We start from the raw sequence: 17,714 nt of genomic DNA, 5'->3' as shown, positions 1-17,714 counted from the left end.
ATATGCTAAGAGTTTCATCTATGGTACTCAAAGACTCTTCAATACTTTTGTTGTAGTCAGAAGTGGCTGTTTCACCTTTAAGATAAGCTGCCAGTTTTGAAATCTGAGGAAACTCGAAAATATTAACAGGGGTTACTTCTTTTTTATTTCCGGTAACTGGTTAATTTCTTTTACCAACTGTAAAAGCTTTAATGAGGTACCTCCTATTTCAAAAAAATTGGCATTTGTGCTTATCTGGGATTCTTCAAGGTTCAGAAGATTTGACCAAATTCTTCGGATTTTAATTTCAAAATCACCTTTTGCCTCAATATATTCCGTCTGTATGGTATCTTTAAATGATACTTCCGGCAAAGCTTTTCTGTCAATTTTCCCGTTTGGAGTCAGCGGAAATTCTTCTAATGAAATGTAATAGGTAGGAACCATATAGTCCGGCAAATATTTCATCAGATATTTTTTCAGCTCTGCATTGTTAATTGACATATCCGAGCAATAATATACTGCTATGTACTGTTCTGAATTATAAGAAACAATATTGGCCAAAACGGTTCTGACATGGCTGGAATAGCTACTTGCAGCAAATTCTATTTCCTGCAGTTCCACCCTGTTTCCTCTCAGCTTTACCTGGAAATCATTTCTTCCTAAGAATTCAATATTATAGTCTTCCATCAGTCTTCCCAAATCCCCGGTTCTGTATAACCTTCCGTATTTAGGATGCTCATAAAAACGAATATCTGTTTCCTGAGGATTGTTTACATATCCCAGACCTACACCTATTCCTCCTACAACAATTTCTCCTTTGAGACCTAAAGGAAGAACATTATAGTTATGATCCATAATGTATACTTTTACCTTTGGGATAGCTTTACCAATAGGGAAATTTTTTGTACTTTCTTCATTTATCTCATAAAATGAAGAGACATCACTTGCTTCACTTGGTCCGTAAGAGTTATATATTTTGATATCACTTACCAGATTCCTCAGATTTTTAATGATTACAGGATCTATTTTTTCTCCGCCAAATATAACTTTACGCAAAGAGTTTAATACTTTATACTCTGCATCTGTAAAAGAGCTAAATATAGCCGGAGCTGCATTTGCTACCGTTATTTTATTTTTGTGGATGAAGGAAGGAATATCATACAATCCTGTATTTTCCAAATAAATTGTAGCCCCGGCTAAAAGCGGTGCAAAATAGTTTTTTTGAGTAAGGTCAAAACTGATATTACTGATAATACCTACCTTATCATTCTCGTGAATTCCTATATCGTTTTTATACCATTCCAACAGATTCAGAAAACCTTTGTGGGTATTAATGGCCACTTTAGGTTTTCCTGTAGATCCCGACGTACACATTAAATACACAGGATCATCCTGACTAACATCCTTTATCTGCTCTACAGGAGCAATTTCTTCTATCTTATCTAAAAAATCCTGAAGCTGCAATTCATCGAAGATCAATTTACAGTTTATATCTTCCAGCAATGATTTTTTCCTTTCTTCAGGAATGAAGGGATCAATTACAACATATGCATTTCCTGATTTTATGACTCCGAGCAATACGGGGATAAAATATTCCGATTTATTGATACAGATTCCGACATGGCCCTTTCCGTTTTCAGTATAACTGCTGATATAGTGAGATACTTTATCTGACAAATATTTTACGTCTCCATAGGACAATGATTTCCCTTCAAAATCAATCGCTGTTTTTGTAAAATATTTATCAAAAGAATCTTCAAGTTTTGCAATAAGACTTTTATTTTCCAATGGTTGTGATTCCGTGGGAGCCAGATATACAAGGCTCTGATTTTCACTTTCGGACATATAACCGATCTCATGAAGAACTGTATTGAAGCTGACTGGTAAAGCGTTAATTATATTTACCAGATGATCCAGCAGCCGTTGAACATGTTCGTGTTTATATGAAGGATGAGAATCTATACTGATATTCAACTGATTCTGATCATCATTAATCAAAATATCAATGTATGAATTGCCTCTGTCTTCGGATCTCTTGCCATATATCTTTTCTCCGGAATTGTATGAAAAAAACATTCCCGTTTTTACAATTTCTCCAAGCAGTTTATTTTTCTCACCATCTGCCAATAAATCTTTCCACTGATCTTTTTCAGATGCAGCGTGAATTGCTTCATTTTCTTTTCGAATAAGATTCTCTATGGTTTCTTTGTCCTCTATTTTATTCTTTATAAACAGTATTCTGTCTTCATTTGTACTTAAAAGATTAGTACAAAGGATGATGTTTTTCTGTCCGGTATACCGATATAAGAGTATTCTGTAAACTGTCAGGAACAAAGCCTGAGAGGTAATATTATGCTCTTGTGTAAACCTTTTTATTTCATTATACTTTGCATCTGAAATATTTTTGCTTACTACAGAGGATACCGTATTCTGAATGTTTCCGCTATTCCTCAGATCATTCAGATCCAGGCTATCCAGCTCTTCGTGTCCAAAGTAAAGCACATCCCGAAAGAAATAAAACGTATCTTTCCTGATTAGATAATCTATTATTTTTTCTTTATTCTCCTTCAAAAATGTTTTTTCCTCTACAGAAATTTGGGATATATTACCTTTCAGTCTGATCTGTGTGTTTTCAACTTCCAGGCTTACTCCTTTTGTACCGAGTGTTTTTAAAATATGTATAATTTCCATATTTGTTCTAATAAATTATATTAAAAATTCTTGGTCCTGATTCATCTCAATTCGTAATGCCTCAACAACATCATTCAAATTATCTCCGGAATTATTTGCCATTTTTTCGATCAGATCTGTATATAACTGCAGTAATTTTGTCATTTTGCTTTCAGAAAAAATGTCTGTATTATATTCCAATCGAATTGTGAGTTCGTCTTTTTTTACCGTAATATCTATTTTGAATTCTATTTTGGAGTGTGTACCTATTTCTTCTACATGTACAAATTCTTCTATCTGTACACCGTCATCAAACAGTATTGTACGGGATACTTCTTCTTCATTATGAAGAATAATTGTTGTATCAAAAAAAGGATTTCTGGATGCATCATTATTCGGCAAGTACTTTTCTACCATCAGGTCAAAAGGATAGTCTTCATTTTCATACACCTGCACAAATCCTTTTGTGTTTTCTTCAAGGAATTCCTGAAAATTCACTCCTGATGAAACCTTGATTTTTAAAGGCAGGTAATTTATAAAAGATCCTATAATCTGTTCTGTATCTACGTGGGTCCTTCCGGAAGAAATTGTTCCGATATAGAATTTCTCTTGATTACTATAAGCATGTATTAAGAGCCCATATATCCCAACAAGATAATTGTTCAGAGAAAGAGATTGTTCATTTAAGCTTTGTTTCAGGCCGTTAAAGTTTTCTTTTATCTGTGTGCTTATGGCGGTCCCATTGTAGGAGATCATACCGGGACGCACATAATCTATCGGAAAATCCAGGGAAGGAATGTCTTCGGCAAAAAAGTTTTCCCAGAAATTTTCATGCGTCTTATATTTGCCTTTGTGCCAGTTTACATAATCTTTATATTGTATTGCCAGAGGCTCAATATTGATACGTTTATCTTTAAGATATGTATTGTAATTTTCTTTGATTTCTTTATACAAAATCTCGCGCGACCAACCATCAGAAATAATATGATGAAGCGTTGTTGCAAGGATATATTCTGTCTCTCCTTTTTTGATTAGGTTTAACCTAATAGGCAATTCCTTTGAAAGATCAAAGGGTTTATATCTTTCCTGACGCAAAAATTCTACCATTGATGGTGTATCCTGTATGGCTATAAGAGGAATTTCCAGATCAACATTCTCTATTGGTAAGATGTACTGATAAATATCTCCATCTTCATATTTGAATATAGTTCTAAGGGTTTCATGTTTTTGTATAAGCGCCACAAAAGAAGCCTTAATTGCCTCAATATTCAGAGAACCATTGATTGAATAATTCATAGGAACATTAAACAACGCTGCACTTTCTTTTTTAATGGTCGACAGCCACATGCGTTTCTGAGAATTTGAAACTTCATATCTCGACTGAACCGGTACGGGAGAAATCTTCGTATAAGAAGATTCTCCACTCTCATTTACTTTTTCCAACAGGAATTCTGAAAGGCTTTCAAACTCGGGATATTTGTAAATATCTCCCAAAGTTATTTTTACATTAAACGCTTTATATATTTTGTTGAGCATCTGTATTCCCTTTAGGCTATGTCCGCCCAAAGAAAAGAAGTTGCTGCTGCCGGTTATATCATCTGTTATTAAGGTTTCTTTCCATATCCTTAATAAATGTTTCTGTAAATCTGAGGTTATAAAAATCTCATTTTCTTTAGAAGAATCATGAATCATTTTATCAGATTTATGTTCTTCATATAAATCTTTAAGAGCCTGATGATCAACTTTGTTATTTGTCGTTAACGGAATTTTATCAACAAATAAAATTTCGGCCGGAACCATATATTCAGGCAGAGAATTTTTAAGATATTCTTCCAAATCTGAAGAACTTTCTTTGATAATCCCGGTTACAAAAGCGCAAAGACCTGTATCTCCGTTGTTTTCTACAGCCAATACTGCTGAATCGCTTACGCCCGAAAAAGTTCTGATAATGTTTTTAACTTCATCCGGCTCTACTCTGTAACCTCTGATTTTTACCTGACTGTCTCCTCTTCCCAGAAACATGATTTCGTTTTCCAGAGTGATGAAACCGATGTCACCTGTCGCATATATTCTTCCATAATCGGGATGAACAATGAATTTTTCTGAAGTAAGCTCTTCATTATCCAAATATCCTTTTGCAAGTCCTGCACCTCCAATAAAGACGTTTCCTGTCTCATATTTTGAAACTTCTTTCTTTTTGTCATCTAAAATAACAGCAAAATTATTGGGAATCGGAGATCCTATTACAGGCCTTTCAATATATTGCTCTATATTATTTATTTTTGTGAAAACAGTTCCAATAGTCGTTTCCGTAGGGCCATAATGATTGATAACTTCTATTGTCCCGAAAGATTTTTTAAAGTCTGCTAAATCTTTTGTCTTTATTTTTTCTCCTCCCAAGATTACTTTTTTAAGATCCGATCCTTCAATCTTAGTAAAGTTTTTTGCATTTAATATGGCGTTAAAATACGACGGAGTCGTTTTAATATAGGTTACTTTTTTATCTGTAATCGTATTGATCACCTCATCTACATCATACAGGGTATCTTTTTTAACCATCTGTAATTTTCCTCCTGAAAGTAAAGTTCCCCATAAGCTTGTATAACCTAAATCAAAGGCATAAGAAGAAAGAAGTATAGAGGTGTCGCTATGGTTAATGCCAAGTGTTCCGTTAAGGAAGTCGACATAGTTTATCAAAGATTTATCCTGAATACAAACTCCTTTGGGAGCTCCGGTTGTTCCTGACGTATATATAATATATGAAGTACTTTCCGGCGTACGAATAGCATTACTGCCCGTGGATGTACTGGATGTACCTTCTGTAAAATTCAGTGTATCAATAAGGAGTTTTGGTTCAAATTCCTCTTTCTGATAGTTGCTTCCCGTGATTAAAAGCTGTGCATTAGAATTGTTAAGTATATGCGTGATTCTCTGTTGGGAATCATTAGGATCTATAGGAACTATACTTCCATTGATCTTTAATGTCGCCAAAAAAGCAACAATCACGTTATGATCCCAATCGCACATTACACCTATTGTTGGCGATGATGCATCTGCTATTTTATCCAGAATTAACGCAGCCAGTACATTTGATTTCTCATCGATCTGTTTGTAACTATATGCTGCATTTTCATCTTCTATGGCAATTTGGTCCGGAAACTGCTTCACGATTCCTGCATATCTTTCCAAAACCGATTCTTTAGTCACGGTATTTTCTGTCTTCAACAGTTTTTGGACACCGGTTTCGTAAGGCTCGATAGCAGCTGTATTTTCAGAATATCTTTCTATGATCTGAATACTATTGTGCTCCCACAGCTGCATAAAGTAGGTAATATCTTCACTTCTGATGCTATTATTATGATGTAAGGCAACAGTAGTTTCTTCTTTTGCAGAATAAATCTGGGCAATAAAACCTGAATAGTCATTTCGGTGATCTATAATCTGACTCAAAGGAGTTTTATCTTTAGTAATTATACTTAGATCAATAAATTCAAAAATATACTTGAAGTTTGATTTTATAAAATCTGCATATTCTTGATTATTAAGAATATATTCTTTTCGACTGTTCAGTAATACCACCAGTTTCCCTATACTGTCACAGTATTCTTCTATTCCTGAAAAACCTTTTGCTGCTTCTGCATTAAAAGGTAAAGTACTGGCATAAAGTCCTATATTTTTATAAAGCTGCTCGAAGCTTCTGCCATGGCTTACATATCCTGCACCAAATACTGTATTTTTATCTGCAGATATCTGACAAAGCGTATAGTGCCATCCTGATAACAGTAGTATCTCTTTATCAATTGGCGCATTTTGCAGTAACTGCACAAGCTTGTTGCTCAGCTTATGAATCTGTGTTTTTCTTTTTCCCTCCTCAGGAACATTCAATTCAAGGTTTGTTCTGAAAGGCTGAAATTTTTTCATTACATCTTTCCAGAATTCTGAATTTTCTTCATTCCCTTCTTCACCTATAATATGTTCTCTCCATGCAGAATATTGCAGGTAGCTAATATCAGCCATATCATAAGTTTCTTTGTGATACTTTTCTAAAATACGGTGGTACAGCATTATTATACTCCAATTGTCAAAAAAGTAAAGTCCATATCTGAACGCTATCGACACAGCATTTTCATTATCCTGAATGATGGTGATGCTTAGATTATGTTCTTGGGATACTGAATTCTCTGCATTTTCTATATCTTGTTTATGCACAAGTTTTACATCGAAATTTCTTTCCTGCTCAATACTTAAAAAGGCTTCTTTTCCCGGGGAAGTAATATTCATGTAAAGAGATAATTCATCTTTCAGAACTTCCTTTATATCATCACAGAGCTTTTGTCCCTGAATATTCTCCAGAGAAAAAACCATTACATTATACAAGTCACCTTTACCCGCCGCCAGATACGTGAGGTTTTGCTGTGGTGACAAATTATATCTTTTTATCATATGCTTAAAGAAATTGGATAGTAGTTTTTGATATCCGTGTGTTCCCTTTCGATTCTTCTCGCCAAAGCATCAAATTCAATTTTGAAGCCCATAGGATTGCTGATCCATTCTTTGGAATTTTGCGCTGTTTGAGAATCTATAAGATTTACTTTTTCGTTCATCTGTCTTGCCAGTACGTTAAGTCTAAGTGTACGCTCCAGACTGATCATGTACATCATAGCTGTTTCAATACTTTCTCCGCAAGCAATTGCTCCATGATTAGCCAGAATGGCAACGTTTTTATCCCTCAGCTTTTCTGCTAATTTAATGGCTCGGTCTGTTGTATTAACAGGACCGTCGAATTCATTATACAGAACATAATTATCATAGAACATGCAGCTGTTCTGGTCAAGCATAAGGATTTCAGGTTTTTCCAGCGATGAAAAAAGCGTTCCCCACGGAGAGTGTGTATGCACGATACAGTTGGCTTCTCTGCTTGTATTATGTATTTCTGAGTGTATGCAGAATCCTGCTACATTAATAGGATATTCTCCTTCAATGACTTCTCCTTCGTTATTTACCAATATCAGATTGTCTGGTGTTATTTCATCGAATAGTATCCCGAAAGGATTCACCCAAAACAGATTTTTCTCATTGGGTACTTTCATACTGATATGCCCGCTGATGCTTCCTTCATCAAGCTGAAGACTTCTTAGCATTCTGCACGATAAAGCAAGTTTATATTTAAGCATTGCTTTGCTGTCTCCATATTTGGATTCGTTGGTGATAAAGAAAGACGCTGTATTTTTTCTGGCTTCAGTTACTTTTTTTGTAGCTGAGGCTTTTACGTAGTTGCTAATATTATCTTCTTCAGACATAGATACAAAAAGCTGTCTTGCCCCGTCATAAGAATCACGGCCATGAGTGAAATTAATATTATCCATCATCAAAAGATCTCCTTTGTCCCAATCAAACCTGAAAGCCACATCGTCGTAGGCTTGTCTTATCACCTCCAAATCAGCGATGGATATGGCTGTACCATCTCCATAATAACTGTTGCGCGGAAGATTGTCTATTCCGTAGGCATCTATCAAATAATTGTAAACATCACTATCCAGATTACTGTAATGAAAAAGATGCGCCTGATTGAACCATATTTTTTTATTGGTAGCTTTATCAAGAAGTGTTGCCTGTGCAACGTAATCAATTCTAAGTCTGGTCTGATCGATTTGTGTAAGGTTCATATGATGCTCCTTACAGTATTTCTCTACTTCTTTTATGTCTGATGTTCCGAAAAAGTTTCCCACGGAATATCCATTTCCTGACTAAAATTTCGAACATACATTACGCCTCCTTTATCTTCAAATCTTTTGGAAATATCAGACGGGATTTTATTATACACAGCCGAACTATTGCAGATAGGCGTACAACCGCCGATCTCTGAGGGACGTTCACAATAAAAAACAGTTTTTTTGGCCATGATTTTGAGTAAGAATGCTCGTTATGCTGAGGGATAGACTGTTCTTTAGGATATTCTGTCGAAGTATATATTTTATCTTCCAGTCTCGTTCTTGGAGAAGAAGGTTCTGCATACTCCAAAGCACCGCCTAAGGATAGATTGTCAACAGCTGAAGAAAATTCTGTTTTAGAGGTAAAGCTTTTAAATTTTCTGAATAAAATAATTCTGTTTTTTTCATAAATTTCATCTACAAAATTATTGTTTTTTGCGAGCCAACCTTCCAGTTCATTATCTTCAACCGAGGTTATAACTGCTATTTTTGTATATTCATTCCCTATTATTTCAAACTTTATATCTTTAGGAAATTTATCACTTATTTCCTTAGGCTGGATATTGATAAGGCTGTTAAAACTATTTTCCATATTCGTGGTATTTATTTGTTTATATTATTTAAGAAGTTCACATATTTGTTTGTTTCTCTGTTCTCTTTTTTTATTGTATAATTGGGTTCAACAAATATTTCAGGTGTTTTCAGATAAGATTTCTTTATTGTTTAATGCTTCCGGAATAGCCACATTTTTAATAAAATCAATCACGAAGTTTTCAAATTCTTTATTTAAAGAAAAATTATATTCGTTGGCCACAATGGTTGAAAATTTCTGGTATAATTCAGCTGTTTTAATTAGTGAATTTTGCATGTTATTTATATTATCAGATAATAACGTTCCGTATAAATCATGATAAATTTCTTCTCCGCTCCAATCATATATTTTTAAACCATTATAAAAAACATCTGTTGATTTTTTGTTTAGGGCTGCTTCCCATTCTATCATTCTTACTAATTCTTTTTTTATGTAATTATCATAAGTTAGAATTGTAAAATAAAAATCTTTTCTTATTAGCTTAATTGATGCGGTATAACAGGATTGCCAAAAAAATTATAATGCTGAAAAAATATTTTTTTGTCTAATTTTTTATCCAAAGTAATAGTCTCAGAAAAAGTAATAGTTCTTTCTAATATTTCTTTCAGATTAATTTTATCGACATGAATTTTATACCCCCTTTTTATAGTATCATAGAATTTTAAAATACTTCCCTCAACACTCTTTTGTAAAAACCCTGGAAGTAACAATTTCAAGCCAATATTTTTTAGTCTTAAATAATAGCTTATAAGCTTGATTTTTTTATATCAATAATTGTTAAATCATACATTAAACCATCCTCTAGAACCACTTTGTTTTTATCGACTCCTTCCTGCAAGTCTTTAAATACTCTTCTTGATATTATCTTTCCTAAAGGATTAATCCATGAATGATTCTCTTTATCTAAATATTTTTTAGGATTATTAGTAAAAAGATACAAGTCTATATCGGAAAATTGATCTATCGAATTTTGAGAAAAACTTCCTATTGAAACCAGTGAAATAATATCTTGGTTGTTGGATAATAACAATTCAACGCCTTTATTTATAGTATGTATTCTTTCTGATGTATTCATAATAATTTAGTCTATTCGTTCTTTAATTTCATCTGAACCGGTTTCTCTTTTTCTTTGTTTTTTTAATTGATTATTTCCGAAATTATAGGTAAAAGTTAACCTTATAACACGCGGTTCATAACTATAAAGAACATAAGAGCTGTTCAGATTTTCTGTAGACTCAAAACTATAATCACGTCCGAAAATGTCGCTAAAACTCAATTGGACTCTACTATCCCATTTTGGAATTTTTTTATCTATACTTAAATTTACTCTCTGATAATCATCTATATGGCTTACTCCTGATATCCTTTTTGAATTATAGGAAGCAAATACCTGAATAGAAAAGTCTTTTGGTAATGTGAAGTTTTGGGAAGTTCTTAAAACATAAAATGTATCATCCTCTTTTTTATCATCCATTTTTTGATCTAAATAGGATAATTGAAGGTTATTTTGCATATCCCACCAATCTGCAATCTTAAATGGTAAAGACAGAGAAAAATTTAAAACCTTTAGATAATCTATATTTAAGGAAGTTAAAACTTGTTGGGTTGTGTTATCCGGAAATATGGTTTGTGATCTGGCTATCGCGTTTTTTTCAATTGTGTACTCCAGCGATACTAAATATTTTTTATATTGGTAATTTGTTGAAAATGCGTTACTGATAGATGGTTTAAGCTCAATATTACCAAAATAATATGTGTTTGGATCCAGGAATAAAACAAAGGGAGCCAAATCAAAATAAGTAGGTCTTGCAATTCTTCTTCCATAAGAAAATTGCAAAGTATTGTCCTTATTTAATTTTCTGGATAGAAACAAGGATGGAAAAAGCTCGCTTAATTTAGAATCAAGAACATTTCCTTTGCTTAATAAGTTTAAATCCTGAGTTGAATATTCGTAACGTAAACCAAGTTTAATATCTGTCTTGCCATTTGCTTTCCAATCCATAGAAGAATAGACCGCTGCTATATTTTCAACTAAATCCGACTTTTCGCTAAATTCTTCATTCCTTATATATGCACCATTTATCAGATCTTCTACAAGTACGTTATTATCGAGATTTGAATTGGTATATTTTGATCCTAAATCAAATTTTACATTTTTGTTTATTTCTTTTGAATAATCTACTTTTCCAACCCAAACATTCACGGGAGTCTTTTTTGTTGCCGAAAAAGTTTCATTTTTATATGCAGTTCCTGCAGCATCAAAATAAGTATTTTGGTAATTAGTGGGAGCTCCGTTATAATAGTTCAAATAATCAATATCAAAGTTTAAGGATTGTGAATCATCAATTTTTGTGTTGAAATTAATATTGGTACTAAATAAATCTCTTTGGCTGTCTTCATCATTAAATAAAACTATTGACGAATTAGTACCAGCTGATTCACTCTGCGCAGTATTCCCAAATACTTCTTGTTTAAATCTACTTGTATTGCCATTAACAAGCAATCCAAGTGTGGTTTTATCATTTATATAATAGTCCAGTCCTAACCTTCCGGAATAGCCGTTTATTACCGGATATCTGTCGCTAACCGTTTTATTATAAAAGGTATTGTTATCTGATTGTATGGTAGAAGAATTCGTAAATTGTCGGGGATTGTTATTTCTGTCAAAATTTAAATCTCCAAAAAAATTAATGTCCTTTTTTCTGGTATTCCAGTTAATTCCTGCTTTTTCCTTATCTTTTTTTCCATAACCCAATCCTAAAAGAATACCGCCATTTGTTCCTTCAGTATTTTTTTTAATCTGTTTGATATTGATTAATCCACCGGTAAATTCTGCATCATATTTAGATGGTGGATTTGATATTAATTCAATTTTTTCAATGTCTTTTGCATTGGTGCTGCTTAACATTTGCAAAAGAGATGCAATAGGAACTCTAACCAACTTGTCATTGATCATTATACCTACTTCTGTTTTACCATTTAGCGTTATTGCACTTCCGTTTGAGCCAATATCCACTCCGGGCATTCTTTGCAATACTTCTAAAGCACTCCCGGAAATCCCTATTGGAGTTCCTTCAACGTTAACAACCAAACGATCGGTTTTTTGAACCATTTGCTGTTTTTTTGTTGATATCACAACTTCCTTCAAAACATTATCCGTTACCAATATAATGGGACTAATATCCAGATCTTTGTTTTCTATAACAATATCTGTTTTATATTCCTGAAAAGACAAAGCAGAAACAATTAAAATATAATTGCCGTTTTTTATGTTTTTTATATTAAATGTGCCATCAATTCCCGATTGGACAGGGCGAATTTTTACGGTATCATTTACTGCAATAATTTCAATTTTTGCCAATGACACACCACTTTCCTTACTATCTTTTATACTACCCGATATATTATATTGCGCGATACAATTTGTGGAAATAATAAATAAAAAAATAATCGATAGTATACGTTTCATATGTTTGATATTCTGATTTAAAAGTTAAAATTGATTTCGATGTTTTTCTTAATTTCTTTTTCTGTTTGCAATAAAATGTCATAATCTGCCAATTTATCGTCAGGACTTTTTATGATTTCTTTTATAATTTTTTTAAATTTTTCAATAATTATAGTAATATTATTAAGTGAATAATAATCTGAATTGTACTCTAAGGCACAACATAATTGATCATCATCATGATAAAAATTAAAAGTTAAAGGAAATCTGCTGACTTTATGTTTATATTGAAATGGCTTCGTTTCCAATGCATTAAATCCAGAAATATTAGTTAATGAAAAATCCGGATTTTGATATGCAATCATTACATCGAATAATTGTGAATTTTTAGTTTGTAATGTTGCAAAAGGGAAATTTGAATACTGAAATGAATCAATAATTTTTTGATTAATAGTATATGACACTTCTTTAAAAGTATCTTCATCCTCTATCATAAATCGTAATGGAACTGTATTTACAAACATTCCTATGCATGGGAATAATTCTGTAGAATTTCGACCAGAATTTACAGTGCCAATACAAATATCTTTATGCTTTGAATACTTATGTATAAAAGAACCTGTTAATGAAATTAATATGGAGTATAAGGTTAAATTAAAAGTGTCTGCTAATTTAACCAGCTCTGCTTTTTCATCGGCATCAATTGAAAAATGGACCTGATTGCCATTAAATGAAACCTTATCATGCTTTAGGTCTTTTAAAAATGAATCTTTGGCTTGATAACCTTTCAATTCTTTAACCCAATATGCATTAGCATTTTCATCTAGAGGCTGGTTATTTATCCATTCTGAATAATCTTTGAACTGAAATGGTAATGGGTTGATTTTATATTCAATTCCTTCAAACAATTGATTATAAATAACCATTAATTCTTTTATAAATATTTCAACAGACCATCCATCCATAATAATGTGGTGTGTTGAAAATAACAAATAGTGTTTATATTCATCCACCACAACATGGTATAATCTTAGTAATAAATCTTTTTCTAATTCAAATTCTTTATATAAAATTGAAGCGGCTATTGCATCAAATTGTTCACTTTTTACTTCAATAGTTTTTAATTGAAAATTTACTTCACCAGAAGATTTAATTTTTTGTTTGGGAATTCCTTCTAATGCAAAAAAGTTAGTTCTTAAACTCTCCTGTTTATTGATAACCTGCGATAGCGCCTGATTTAGTATAGAAATATTAAGACTCCCCTGAATTTCATAAATAGCATTCATATTATATGCTATCGATGCTTCAGTTCGCTGAGATGCTATCCATATGTTTTTTTGAACATGGGTAAGATCATAAAACTCTTTCTCCGGAGCATTTGAAATTGGATTGGATATACTTCCCTTAGATGTATTTTCGATTAATGCACCTATAGATTTAATAGTCGGATTAATAAAAATATCTTTTTGAGACAAGTTACAGGCAAATAACTCATTTATCTCATATATGATTCGAACTGCATTTAAGGAATGTCCGCCTAATTTAAAAAAGTTATCTGTAATACTTATCTGATTTACAGGCAGATTTTTCAACCATATTTCAAGCAGCTTTTCTTCTGTTTGGGTTTGTGGCATCTCTACATCCTGCAGACTATAGCTTATATTTTGGTTTGCCAGCGCTTTTCTATCGATTTTATTGTTAGGGGTTAATGGAAAGTTTTCTAATCTTACAATGATTTTAGGCACCATATACTCCGGTAATTCTTTTTGCAGAATTTCGGTAACCAAATCTTCCTGAAACAGATTATTTGTTTTTACAAAAGCAACCAGAAAAGCCTCGTCATTTATTTTTTTAGTAATTACGATGGCCTGGTCAATAGTAGGTATTTTAACCAATTTTTCTTCAATCTCACCTAACTCGATACGATAGCCTCTTATTTTAACCTGGAAATCATTTCTTCCTAAAAATTCGATTTCGCCTTTATCATTCCATTTACCTAAATCTCCGGTGTTATATAGTCTTTCATCATAAGCAGTTATATAAGGAAATCTTTCATTTGTTAATTCAGTATTGAGGTAATATCCTTTGGCCTGACCGTGACCACCAATATAAATATCTCCAATTGCACCAATCGAAACCGGATTAAGCCATTGATCTAAAATATAAAAAGAGGTATTATCTATTGGCTTACCAATGTTTTTGGCATCACGGGGCTGTACTAATTTTTTAGTACTCGACCAGATTGTAGTTTCCGTTGGACCATACATATTCCAAACTTCTTTACAAGTATTAATAAGTTTGCCGGCTAATGATTCACTCAGTAAATCTCCTCCGCAAAGTATTTTTAAGGATTTATTTCCTTTCCATCCGGCATGAAACAACATTTGAAAAAAACTTGGAGTTGCCTGTATAATGGTTGGTTTTGTATGCTCTAAATCTGAAATAACTTTTGTTAAATCAGAAAGCACATTGCTCTTAACAACACGCAAAGCCGAACCTGAAATTATAGGCAGGAATAACTCAAGAATTGAAATATCAAATGAATACGTAGTAACTGCATAAAAAATATCATCAGCAGTGATACCCGGCTCTTTTTGCATACTCCATAAAAAATTGATTAAGGATTTGTGTCCAATTTCAACCCCTTTGGGATTTCCAGTCGAACCGGATGTATAAATTATATAGGCCGTATCGTCAAAAGTTGGCAATGCCGTGATATAATTTTCAGCTCGAAAATCTTGTATCTTTTCTAATATGAATTCTTTAGTATTTTTAAAATCAAAACTAACAGAAAGATCTTCGCTTATAATGATACTTTCACATTTGCTGTTTTCTATAATATATTCCAATCGTTCCTTAGGGAAATTAGGATCAAGAGGAATATAGGGTCTTCCAGATTTAATAACTCCCAATAATACACATACTAAATTAGCCGATCTGTTTAATAAAACTGCTATTGGCTTTTTTTCCTGCGAATCGATATTTTGAAGAATATAAGTCGCTACTTTATTGGATTCAAAATCTAATTGCGAATAACTTAATTCTTCGTCACCATCACTAACGGCTATTTTATCCGGAAATAATTTTACATTTTTCAGAAAAATATCCACGAAGGTTTCAGAAGGATATGAAACAGTTGTGTTATTAAATTTTTTTATAATTTTTCTCTTTCCTGTACAGAAAGGTATTTTATATCTTTAATTTTTTGAGATGGGTCAATTAATACCTCATGCAGTATATTTTCAAAATGAATGGCAAATTCATCAATATTAGATTCGCTTAAATAACTTACATTATAATCAAAATCAATTTTTACATCTTCCTGCTCATCAAATTCTCTGATATAAACGGCCAATGCAACTCTTTCAGATTCATGGCTTAAAGGAATAACGGTTGTTTTTGTCCCGTTAAAATGACTGGAATAGTTTTGTTTTTCGTAAGATAATGTAATGTTAAACAGTCGCTCTGTCTCTTCAAAAATATTTAATGACTGAATGAGTTTACCCAAAGGAAACCTTTGATGTCTGTATTCCTGACGTAGTTTATTTTTAATTTGTAAAATTAATTCCTGAAAAGAATTGTCACAATCTAATGCCAGACGTAAAGGCGCAATACCCATAAATAGTCCAACAGTTTTTTTGAAACTTGATTTTCCTCTGTTTAATACCGGGATACCTATAGATAAATCATCCGTTCTGTAATATCTGCCGAAGTAGACATACAATACCCCTAAAATGATATGAAAAGTAGAAGCATTATGCTTACCAGCCAGTTCGTTGATTTGATTGTATATTTCTCTCTTGATGTATATTTCTTTTCTTTTGCTTTCATTCTTTTTTTCAGAAATCAAAGGAATTAGTGCGTCCGGTAAATTTGAAAATTCTTTGGTCCAAAATTTTTTGTCTTCCAAAAAAGCATCAGAACCTTGATAATTAATATCATCATGAGCAAAATCAATATAATTAAATGGATAATCAGATAGTATTTTTCCGTGTTCCACTATCTCATTATAATTTTGAACCAAACGCTGAAACATTAAAGATGTACCCCAGCCATCTGTAATAATATGGTGGTATTTAGAGAATAAATAATATAAATCGTCTTGTACTTTAATTAAAATAAATTTATGCAGCAGCTCTTTTTTATTCAAATAAAATGGCGTCTGGAAATTTTTACGCATAAATTCCAGAGAAATTCTCTCAGCATCAGATTCGTTAGAATAATCAATATATTCTAATTCAGAATTATGGTTATCAAGTATATAAAAATAAGGGATGTCATTGTTGGAATCTATAATAATTCGGTACGCATCATGTTGGTTTATTAAATGAATATAAGCATCCTTAAAAGCATCTACATTGATACTTCCTCTAATTTCGATTTTTGCACCAATATTGTATATAGGATCGTTTGGGTAGAGGATTTGCTCAAAATAAATATCTTGCTGTGGGAGTGTGAGAGAGAAATTATTGATTAATTGTTCCATAAAATAGCTTGACTAAATTCATTTTTTTCTATGCTTATATCTTTTATTATTTTTCCGTATTCGAATTTTAAAATCCGGTCTGCGTGTTGAAAATAAGCGTCATCATGAGTAACTGCAATAATTGTTTTGCCTTGTTGTTTGAACATTGGTATTAATTTCTCGTAAAAATACTTTCTGAAATAAGGGTCCTGATCTGCTGCCCATTCGTCTAAAATTAGTATCGGGCTTTTTTCAAGCATCGCAAATATCATAGACATTCTTTTACTCTGACCTTTAGAAAATTTTCTTCTTGCAGATGATTCTTCATCGTCAGGAAGAACCTTATCCAGCTCCATTAGTTTTAATAAAGAGATATACTCGTTATTATTTTTAAGAGAATAATTATCATAATTTTGAGAGAAAATATAGTTATCAGTGAATATTACAGATAGTAAATTTTGATAATTAGGAGTATTGGATTGAACCGGAGTATTATTTAATAAAATTTCACCTGATGAAGGGCTATATAAACCGGTTAGCAGATTTATAAAAGTACTTTTACCGCTTCCATTTCCTCCAATTATAAAAATGGTTTCACCTTTATTTATAGAAAGATTTATCGGACCTAATCCGAAAGAAGGATTATGCTCGAATTTACAGTCTTTAAATTGTAAATTTTCAAAATCAATTACTTGCGATTGTTCCTTTTTCTCTTCGATTTCGTTTGCGTTAATTTCTTTAAAAAAAGATTTTACTCTTTTTATAGCAATACTTGTCCTTGTGTACATGTTTTGCATTGTAATTAACTTATTTAAAGGCCCTGACATAAATAACAATACGGTTACAAAA

The 17,714-nt window shown here is 32.3% G+C and carries 11 protein-coding genes; all 11 read right to left on the bottom strand.

Annotated elements, in window-relative coordinates; all coding sequences use genetic code 11:
* Positions 1-132 precede the first annotated feature (132 nt).
* The 11 genes from ACZZZT_RS12715 to ACZZZT_RS12665 all read right to left on the bottom strand — a co-directional run bounded on the left by ACZZZT_RS12715 (position 133) and on the right by ACZZZT_RS12665 (position 17,653).
* Complete coding sequence (locus ACZZZT_RS12715) at positions 133-2,670, bottom strand: AMP-binding protein (protein ID WP_463460648.1); 2,538 nt, start codon at positions 2,668-2,670, stop codon at positions 133-135.
* A gap of 15 nt (positions 2,671-2,685) precedes the next feature.
* A complete protein-coding gene (locus ACZZZT_RS12710; protein ID WP_463460647.1) occupies positions 2,686-7,074 on the bottom strand; it encodes an amino acid adenylation domain-containing protein in 4,389 nt (1,462 codons plus the stop codon).
* Positions 7,075-7,088: 14 nt separating this feature from the next.
* On the bottom strand, positions 7,089-8,378 hold the full coding sequence (locus tag ACZZZT_RS12705) for a class II aldolase/adducin family protein (RefSeq protein ID WP_463460646.1): 1,290 nt from the start codon (positions 8,376-8,378) through the stop codon (positions 7,089-7,091).
* Complete coding sequence (locus ACZZZT_RS12700; protein WP_463460645.1) at positions 8,348-8,551, bottom strand: TauD/TfdA family dioxygenase; 204 nt, start codon at positions 8,549-8,551, stop codon at positions 8,348-8,350. The genes ACZZZT_RS12705 and ACZZZT_RS12700 overlap by 31 nt, the downstream gene beginning before the upstream one ends.
* A 500-nt stretch (positions 8,552-9,051) precedes the next feature.
* Positions 9,052-9,405 (bottom strand): aminoglycoside 6-adenylyltransferase, encoded by a 354-nt coding sequence (locus tag ACZZZT_RS12695; RefSeq protein WP_463462424.1) that lies wholly within the window; start codon positions 9,403-9,405, stop codon positions 9,052-9,054.
* Positions 9,406-9,428: 23 nt separating this feature from the next.
* Positions 9,429-9,668 (bottom strand): hypothetical protein, encoded by a 240-nt coding sequence (locus ACZZZT_RS12690; protein WP_463460644.1) that lies wholly within the window; start codon positions 9,666-9,668, stop codon positions 9,429-9,431.
* A gap of 29 nt (positions 9,669-9,697) precedes the next feature.
* Positions 9,698-10,027, bottom strand: coding sequence for an aminoglycoside 6-adenylyltransferase (locus ACZZZT_RS12685; protein WP_463460643.1), 330 nt, complete (start codon positions 10,025-10,027; stop codon positions 9,698-9,700).
* A 6-nt stretch (positions 10,028-10,033) separates the two neighbouring features.
* Positions 10,034-12,421 carry a TonB-dependent receptor domain-containing protein gene (locus tag ACZZZT_RS12680; protein ID WP_463460642.1) on the bottom strand — a complete coding sequence of 796 codons (2,388 nt, stop codon included), beginning with the start codon at positions 12,419-12,421 and terminating at the stop codon, positions 10,034-10,036.
* Between the two features lie 17 nt (positions 12,422-12,438).
* Positions 12,439-15,510: an amino acid adenylation domain-containing protein gene (locus ACZZZT_RS12675; RefSeq protein ID WP_463460641.1), complete on the bottom strand. Its 3,072-nt coding sequence runs from the start codon at positions 15,508-15,510 to the stop codon at positions 12,439-12,441.
* 44 nt (positions 15,511-15,554) lie between these two features.
* Positions 15,555-16,886, bottom strand: a complete 1,332-nt coding sequence (locus ACZZZT_RS12670) for a condensation domain-containing protein (protein ID WP_463460640.1) — start codon at positions 16,884-16,886, stop codon at positions 15,555-15,557.
* Entirely contained in the window at positions 16,874-17,653 is a 780-nt protein-coding gene (locus ACZZZT_RS12665) for an ATP-binding cassette domain-containing protein (protein WP_463460639.1), read from the bottom strand. Before ACZZZT_RS12665 ends, ACZZZT_RS12670 begins: the two co-directional genes overlap by 13 nt.
* Between the last annotated feature and the right edge of the window lie 61 nt (positions 17,654-17,714).

This window comes from Flavobacterium sp. AC274 (genome assembly GCF_979258275.1).
The sequence above is the reverse complement of the archived record's forward strand: the minus strand, read 5'-3'. Positions and strand labels throughout refer to the sequence as shown.

What these genes read in the sequence shown, in the direction of transcription:
- ACZZZT_RS12715 (WP_463460648.1), bottom strand. Translation starts at nt 2,670, where the DNA reads ATGGAAATTATACATATTTTAAAAACACTCGGTACAAAAGGAGTAAGC.
- ACZZZT_RS12700 (WP_463460645.1), bottom strand. Translation starts at nt 8,551, where the DNA reads ATGGCCAAAAAAACTGTTTTTTATTGTGAACGTCCCTCAGAGATCGGC.
- ACZZZT_RS12685 (WP_463460643.1), bottom strand. Translation starts at nt 10,027, where the DNA reads ATGAATACATCAGAAAGAATACATACTATAAATAAAGGCGTTGAATTG.
- ACZZZT_RS12680 (WP_463460642.1), bottom strand. Translation starts at nt 12,421, where the DNA reads ATGAAACGTATACTATCGATTATTTTTTTATTTATTATTTCCACAAAT.
- ACZZZT_RS12670 (WP_463460640.1), bottom strand. Translation starts at nt 16,886, where the DNA reads ATGGAACAATTAATCAATAATTTCTCTCTCACACTCCCACAGCAAGAT.
- ACZZZT_RS12665 (WP_463460639.1), bottom strand. Translation starts at nt 17,653, where the DNA reads ATGTACACAAGGACAAGTATTGCTATAAAAAGAGTAAAATCTTTTTTT.